The organism is Thermoanaerobaculia bacterium, from assembly GCA_035260525.1.
Taxonomy (GTDB): domain Bacteria; phylum Acidobacteriota; class Thermoanaerobaculia; order UBA5066; family DATFVB01; genus DATFVB01.
The window spans coordinates 1-7,001 of record DATFVB010000263.1 but is presented as its reverse complement, the minus strand read 5'-3'; the positions used below and the strand labels follow the sequence as shown (position 1 = coordinate 7,001).

Sequence of the window (7,001 nt, the reverse complement as noted above, 5' to 3'; positions counted from 1 at the left end):
GTGCTGGGAGGCGAGCACGGTCGTCGGGACGAGGACCGCCACCTGCTTCTTCGAGAGGACCGCGAGCATCGCCGCGCGCATCGCGACCTCGGTCTTCCCGTAGCCGACGTCGCCGCAGAGCAGCCGGTCCATCGGGGAGGGCCGCTCCATGTCGCGCTTGACGTCCGCGATCGCCTGCGCCTGGTCGGGCGTCTCGACGTACTCGAAGGCGTCCTCGAACTCCTTCTGCCACGGGGAGTCCTTCGAGAACGCGAAGCCCTGCGCCTGGGCGCGGCGGGCGTAGATGCGGAGGAGGTCCTCGGAGAGGTCCTTGACGGCCTTCCGGGCGGCGGCCTTCTTGCGTCCCCACGACGCGCCCCCGAGCCGGTCCACCTTCGGCTCGGCGCCCTCCGCGCCCGAGTACTTCTGGACCAGATCGAGGCGCTCGACGGGGAGGAGCAGCGTTTTGTCGTCGACGTAGGCGATTTCGACGAATTCGCGCTCGGCGCCTTCGACCGGGATGCGGCGCAGCGCGCGGAAGCGGCCGACCCCGTAGTCCGCGTGGACGACGAAATCGCCGGGCTTCAAGTCCCGCAGGTCCGAGAGGAACGCCTCCGCGGCGCGCCGCCGCGGCGCGGGAGTCGTGCGGTCCTCGCCGAAGATCTGCTCCTCGGAGTAGACGACGAGGGCGCTTTCGCGCAGCCGGAAGCCCCCCGAGATCGGGCCCGGGATCGGGGTCGCGCGCACGTCGAGCTCGCGGGCGAAGCGCCTGAGCTTCTCCGGTCCCCCCTTCGGATGGACGGCGACGAGGACCGTGTCGCCGCGCGCGGCCGCCGCGCGGAGCTCGGCGGCGGCCTCCTTCACGCGGCCGTCGAAGGCCGTCACCTCCTCCGCGGCGAGCGCGACCGGAGCGCCGGGCGCCAGTCCCAGCCGGTCGAGCGCGACGGTCGTCCGGCGCGCGAGGGCGTCGCGGAGGGCGGCGCCCGGATGGAGCAGCGCCTCGGGGGCGATCGCGTCCCGCTCCGGCTCGTAGTCGGCGGCGACCCGCTCTTCCCAGCGGCGCGCGGACTCCTCGACCGCGGCCGGCTCGAGGACGACGATCTCCGCGCCCGGCGCGAAGTCGAAGAGCATCGCGGCGTTGCCGGCGAGGGCGGGGAGGAAGAGCGTCCTCTCGGCCGCGGACGGGGCGCGGCCGAGCTTTTCCTCGAGCAGCGCCTCGGCCTCCTCCGACTCGGAAACCGCGGCCAGCGCGCCGAAGACGATTCGGTCGAGGACGGCGTCGGATCGCTGCGTGTCCGGATCGAACGTCCGGATCGAAGCGACCTCGTCCCCGTCGAGCTCGATCCGGATCGGGCGGTCGCGGTCCGGCGGAAAGACGTCGACGATCCCTCCCCGCGCGGCGAAGTCCCCCGTCTCGGTGACGAGGTCGGACGCCGCGTACCCTTCTCGGGCGAGGAACGCGAGCAGCGCGCCCCGCTCGATCGTCGCTCCGCGCGCGACCGGAAAACGGCGCTCGGAAAAGCTCTCGGGAGACGGGAGGCGGGCGAAGAGGAATCGCACCGGCACGCTGGCGATGCGGCAGGTTCCGTCGGCGAGGGAGGAGAGGAGCGCGAACTCCGACCGCCGGTACTTGAGCGAGGGCGCGACCCGCTGGTAAGGGGTGAGCGACGGCTCCGGCGCCGAACAGATCCCGGCGCCGCCGAACGCGGCGGCGTCCGAAGCGACCGTCTCGGCCGACGCTTCGTCGGCCGTCACGACGATGACCGGACCCGTTTCGGCGAGCAGCGCCGCGATCGCGCCGGGAAGCGCCCCGACCGCGCCCGAGACGACGAGAGGGGGATGCTCTTTCGCGCGGGAATTGCTTCGAGCGCGCACCCCCGGGCGTTCGTTCTGAGCGCGTGGACCCGCGCTCTCGTTCTGCGCGCGCACCCCCGCGCGTTCATTCTGAGCGCGTGGACCCGCGCTCTCGTTCTGCGCGCGCACCCCCGCGCGCCGGAGCGCTTCCGCGACTTCCGCGAGCTCCGGGCGTTCCCGGGCGGGGGCGAGGAGGCTATCCGGCGACCGGCTTCCCCGCGGGATCGAAGTGTCCGACCATTCGCCAATAGTAACCCGCGCGGCGGGTTCCCGATTCCCGCCGCGCGGGCGCGAAACCCTCTGAGCCGTCTCGCGTAAGATTCGGATATGAGCGCCTCCGCCACCGTCGTCCGCCGGCCGTTTACGGCGCGGTTCTGGGCGTCGGCGACCCTGATCGCCGCCGTTTGCGCCGCGATCGTCCGGACGCCGCTCTTCGCCCGGGCGCCGGAGATGGCGGCCTGGGCCGTGACGTTCGATCTCTGTCTCACGATCCCGGTGCTCTACTACGTTCTCGTCGTCCGCCGCGGCGCTCATCCGGCGACCCTGATCCCGATTTTCGGCGGCGGAATGCTGCTCGCCCGGTTCATCGTCCCGCGCGGTGAACAGGATTTCCTCCACTCCCTCGCGTCCCTCGGGTCGATCCTCGAGATCGTCCTCCTCGCGGTCGTCGTCGCGCGAGCCCGGAAGGTCTCCCGCGTGCTCCGGTCGGCCGGGGCGCCGGATCCGGTCGAGAAGATCCGGATCGCCTGCGAGGGCATCTTCGGCGCCGGCCGCCTCGCCGGCTTCGTCTCGGCGGAAGCGGCGATCCTCTGGTATGCGCTCCTGTCATGGCGGCGGTCGCCGCCGCCCGCGGAGAGCGGGCGCCGGGCCGAACCCGGCGTCACCTTCCACCGCGCGAGCGGGTGGGGAACGATTCTCGCCGGCTTCTTCGTGCTGATCGCGGGAGAAGGGCTCGGGGCGCATCTGCTGCTGGCGCGCTGGAGCGTTCGCGCGGCGTGGACGTTCACCGCCCTCGACGTCTACACGGTCCTCTGGCTCCTCGGCGATTTCCAGGGGCTCAGGCTTCGACCGGCGACCTTCGACGGACGCACGCTGCGCCTGCGATTCGGGATGCGATGGTCCGCCGACGTGGACGCCGCAAACGTGCTCGGCGTGTCGCGCCTGGCTCCCGGCGCGTTCACGAAGCGGCGCGACACGCTGCGCTTCGCGATCCTCGACGAGCCTCGCTACGAGATCGCCTTTCGCGAGCCGGTCGCGTTTCGGGGGATCGCGGGGCTCGAGCGCCGCGTGCGGGCGATCGCCCTCCTTCCCGACGATTCCGATTCTTTCGAAGAGCTCTTCTCCCGCTTCCTCGCCTAGCGATCTCTTCGATCGACCGGTCGCGGCACGTCGATTGCTCTCCCCGTCGTCGGCGGTGTCTCGGCCGAAAGCCGGATCGGAGACGCCCGAAAAGGAGCGAAGGATGGAAAGAATGCGCGTGCGTGCCGGCCTGCTGTTGCTCGCCGTGGTCTCCTGGGCCGGGCTCGCGGAGGCGAAGAAGCCCGCGACGCGGCTTCCGAACCCCCAGAGGTCCGGGATCCGGCACATCGTGGTCGTGACGATGGAGAACCGCTCGTTCGACCACATGCTGGGATGGCTCCCCGGCGCCGACGGGAAGCAGGCGGGCCTGGTCTACACCGATCGGGACGGCGTTGCCCACGCCACGTATCCTCTCGCTCCCGACTACCAGGGATGCCCCTACTCGGATCCCGATCATTCGTACGACGGCGGTAGGACCCAGCTCGACGGCGGCCTCTGCGACGGATGGCTTCGCGCCGGGACGGACGATCTCTTTCCGATCGGCTACTACGTTCAGAGCGATCTCGCGTTCCTCGGCCGCGCGGCCGCCGACTGGACCGTGCTCGATCGCTACTTCGCGCCGATCATGGCGCCGACCTATCCGAACCGCATCTATGAGCATGCGGCGGTGACCGACCGGCTGGACGATTCCGTGTATCCGCCCTCCACGCTGCCGACGATCTGGGACCGGCTCGCGGAGGAGGGATACTCGGGCCGCTACTACGCGAGCGACATCCCGTTCCTCGCGCTCTGGGGAACGAAGTACGCGTCGATCACGCGGAGCTACGACGATTTTCTCGCCGACTGCGCCGCGGGAGCTCTTCCGGACGTCGCGTTCGTCGATCCGCCGTTCCAGGGCGAATCGAGCGGCACTTCCGCCGACGATCATCCGCACGGCGACATCCGGGCGGGGGAGTCGTTCCTGGACCGCACGTACGAGGCGATCATCGCGAGTCCCGAATGGTCCTCGACCGTGCTCGTCGTGAACTTCGACGAGTGGGGCGGGTTTTTCGACCACGTGCCGCCGCCGGTCGCCGACGACGTGGATCCGGCCTTCACGCAGAGGGGGTTCCGAGTTCCGGCGCTCGTCATCTCGCCGTGGTCGCGGCGCGGGTGGGTCGGCTCGAACGTCTACGATCACACCTCGGTCCTGAAGATGATCGAGTGGCGGTTCCACCTGCGACCGCTCTCCGTGCGCGACGCCGAGGCCCGCAACCTCGCCGAGGTCCTCGATTTCTCGAACCCGAATCCGTCGGCGCCCGCATACGGGGTGGGCAGCTTCACGCCGACGGCCTGTCCATAGTTGCTAGGGGGATTTTTCATGGCGGGAAAAAGAGAGTTGATCGAGCCGCACGCCGGAGACAAGCGCTACGTCCGGCGCGACGACAAAGGGCAGTTTTCGGACGTCGTCGACGTCGGAAAGTCGCTCTCGCAGGACCGGCGCCAGCATTCGTCGACGGTCGCCAAACACGGTGAAGGCGATCGCGGCGATCGCCCGGCCCCCAAGAAGAAGTGAGCCTGGAGCGCGCACGGACGTGCGCGCGCAAGGCTCATCCTGAGCGCAGCGAAGGATCTGCTCGCATCCGCCTTCGCTCCTGCGGAGCTTCGGCGCGATGAGTGTTCCCCGCTCACCGCCGTGAGCGGGGAACACTCAATCCGAGCCTCGCGTCCTCCCGATCGAGAAGTCCGCTCCGCCCCCCAGCGTGAACTGCGTGATCGGAAAATGGCCGCCCCGGCGGACGCGAAGCTCGACGGGAGGCAGCGCTCCCGACGGATCGGCGAGCGAGACGGTTTCGCCTCCCTGGATCACGCGGAGGTAGGCGCGCAGGTGGACGCCGGGCGCGATGCGGCGGCGCGCCGCGAGGTCCCAGACGACTTCCCGCGTCCGCGACACCGGGCGGTAGCCCTCGTCGAAATACCGCGTCTCCTCGCCGAGCACCGCCATCGCCACGAACGGCAGCCGCGAACGGTCCGCCCCGATCGAGAAATAGAGGTCGGTGCCGCCCCAGGTCTTCGTCGCGAAGATCGACGCGGCGGAGAGCGTCGCGCGCTCCGAGTACGAGACGTGCGCGAAATCGGGGACCCGCTGCTCGTGGACGCCCATGTCCGTCGAAGCGGCTTCGACCGAGGCGCCGAGCGCCAGCGATCCCCGCCGCCAGCGTCCCTCGATCTCTCCGCCCTGCAGCCAGCTCTTCCCCTGCCGGTAGACGTACGCGGTGTTGTACTTCCCCTCGGGCCGGATCGCGCGCCACGCCGCGGCGATCTCGGCGTTCCGGAACCGGTGGCGCCATCCCGCCGAAATGTCCACGCGCTGGGCGAAGAGGTCGCGCTCCTCGGAGAACTGGAACTTCGATCCGCCGACGTTGACGAGGTCGACGATCTTGTGGACGCGCTGCGCCGCCGCGATCTCGACGGAGTCGCGTTCCCCGAGCGGCAGCCGGACTCCCGCGTCGAAGTTCTCGTACCGGCCGGAGCCGGTCGCGACGACAGCGTCCGGGACGCGAAAAGTCTGACTCGCCTCGTCGTGGGAGTTGGCGATCGCGAGCCTGGCGAACCACTCGCGGGCGGGGGTGCCGGCGCCGAGCTCTCCGGCGGCCGCCCGGGACGACCCCATGCCGACCAGCAGGAACTTCGGCGTCACGTCGGAAGAATCGTTGTGGAGGACCGTTCGGCTGTCGTCGCGGCGCGCGAGCGTCGCGTAGGACGCCCCGAACTCGGCCGAGAGTCCGGGCGAGGAGGGGAGTCCCGGCCGCAGGAGCTGCATCGCGCAGAAAACGCACGCGGTGATCAGGTCTGGTGTCATCGCGACGGGATGGTATAAGAGAGATGACTCCGGCGCCGAGTTGAAGCGGACGCGTTTCGCGCCGCTTAACTCGGCGCAAGGCGGACAGCCTTCTGCGCTCCCGCCTCGTCAGTGGGCTTTCCGGTTCTTGCCCGCAGGTTCGGTTCCGAACACACTGTCCAGCGCGTGAAAGGAGCGCATCAGACCCGCCGAGTTAAGCGGCTCTGCCGCTTCAACTCGGCGTATGGTGGCCTTCCTTATTGACATAGCTTTGCTCCGGCGAAACGATCCCTCCGTGGCCAGCCTGCCTGTTTTTTTCTTCGGACACGGCAACCCGATGAACGCCATCGAGGAGAACGCGTGGACCCGCGCGTGGGCCGCGATCGGCAAGGGGCTCCCGCGTCCGAAGGCGGTGCTCGCGATCTCGGCTCACTGGTATGTGCCGCAGACGGCCGTCACCGCGATGGAGTCGCCGCGCACGATCCACGATTTCGGCGGCTTCCCTCCCGAGCTCTTCGCGGTCCGCTACCCGGCGCCGGGAGCCCCGGCGCTCGCCGAGCGCGTCGCCGCGCTCCTCTCGCCGCTCCCGGTCGCGCGAGATTTGGGATGGGGCCTCGACCACGGCACGTGGTCGGTCCTCTGCCGCATGTATCCGAAGGCGGACGTTCCCGTCGTCCAGCTCTCGATCGACGAGACGCAGTCGCCGGAGTTCCACTACGAGCTCGGCAAGCTCCTGGCGCCGCTGCGCGACGAAGGGGTGCTCGTCCTCGGAAGCGGCAATCTCGTCCACAACCTGCACGCCTATGCGTGGGGCCGCCACCCGGCCGAGCCGTTCGACTGGGCGGTGCGGTTCGAAGAGCAGGCGCGGCGGTATCTCCTCGAAGGCGACGACGCGCCGCTCGTCGGCTACGAAAGCCTCGGGCCCGACGCAACGCTCTCGGTCCCCACGCCCGATCACTACCTGCCGCTTCTCCACGTGATCGCGCTGAGGCGCCCGGGAGAGGAGGTCTCCTTTCCCGTGGAGGGCGTCGATGGCGGGTCGATCTCG

General features: G+C 70.0%; 6 protein-coding genes. 4 read left to right on the top strand and 2 right to left on the bottom strand.

What is annotated here, in order from left to right:
* On the bottom strand, positions 1–1,854 hold a 1,854-nt coding region (locus VKH46_12780), incomplete at its 3' end, for a CarD family transcriptional regulator (GenBank protein ID HKB71712.1).
* A 306-nt stretch (positions 1,855–2,160) separates the two neighbouring features.
* Between VKH46_12780 and VKH46_12775 the strand changes: the two genes are divergently transcribed.
* The 3 genes from VKH46_12775 (at position 2,161) to VKH46_12765 (ending at position 4,687) form a co-directional block, all read left to right on the top strand.
* On the top strand, positions 2,161–3,192 hold the full coding sequence (locus VKH46_12775; protein ID HKB71711.1) for a hypothetical protein: 1,032 nt from the start codon (positions 2,161–2,163) through the stop codon (positions 3,190–3,192).
* 103 nt (positions 3,193–3,295) lie between these two features.
* On the top strand, positions 3,296–4,474 hold the full coding sequence (locus VKH46_12770; protein HKB71710.1) for an alkaline phosphatase family protein: 1,179 nt from the start codon (positions 3,296–3,298) through the stop codon (positions 4,472–4,474).
* A gap of 18 nt (positions 4,475–4,492) precedes the next feature.
* Complete coding sequence (locus VKH46_12765; protein HKB71709.1) at positions 4,493–4,687, top strand: hypothetical protein; 195 nt, start codon at positions 4,493–4,495, stop codon at positions 4,685–4,687.
* Positions 4,688–4,822: 135 nt separating this feature from the next.
* Here the strand turns inward: VKH46_12765 and VKH46_12760 are convergent, their stop codons facing one another.
* Positions 4,823–5,974, bottom strand: a complete 1,152-nt coding sequence (locus VKH46_12760; GenBank protein HKB71708.1) for a hypothetical protein — start codon at positions 5,972–5,974, stop codon at positions 4,823–4,825.
* 283 nt (positions 5,975–6,257) lie between these two features.
* On the opposite strand from VKH46_12760, the gene ygiD reads away from it, so the two are divergent.
* Positions 6,258–7,001, top strand: a 744-nt coding sequence (gene ygiD, locus VKH46_12755; protein ID HKB71707.1) for a 4,5-DOPA dioxygenase extradiol, incomplete at its 3' end; no start/stop codon positions are given.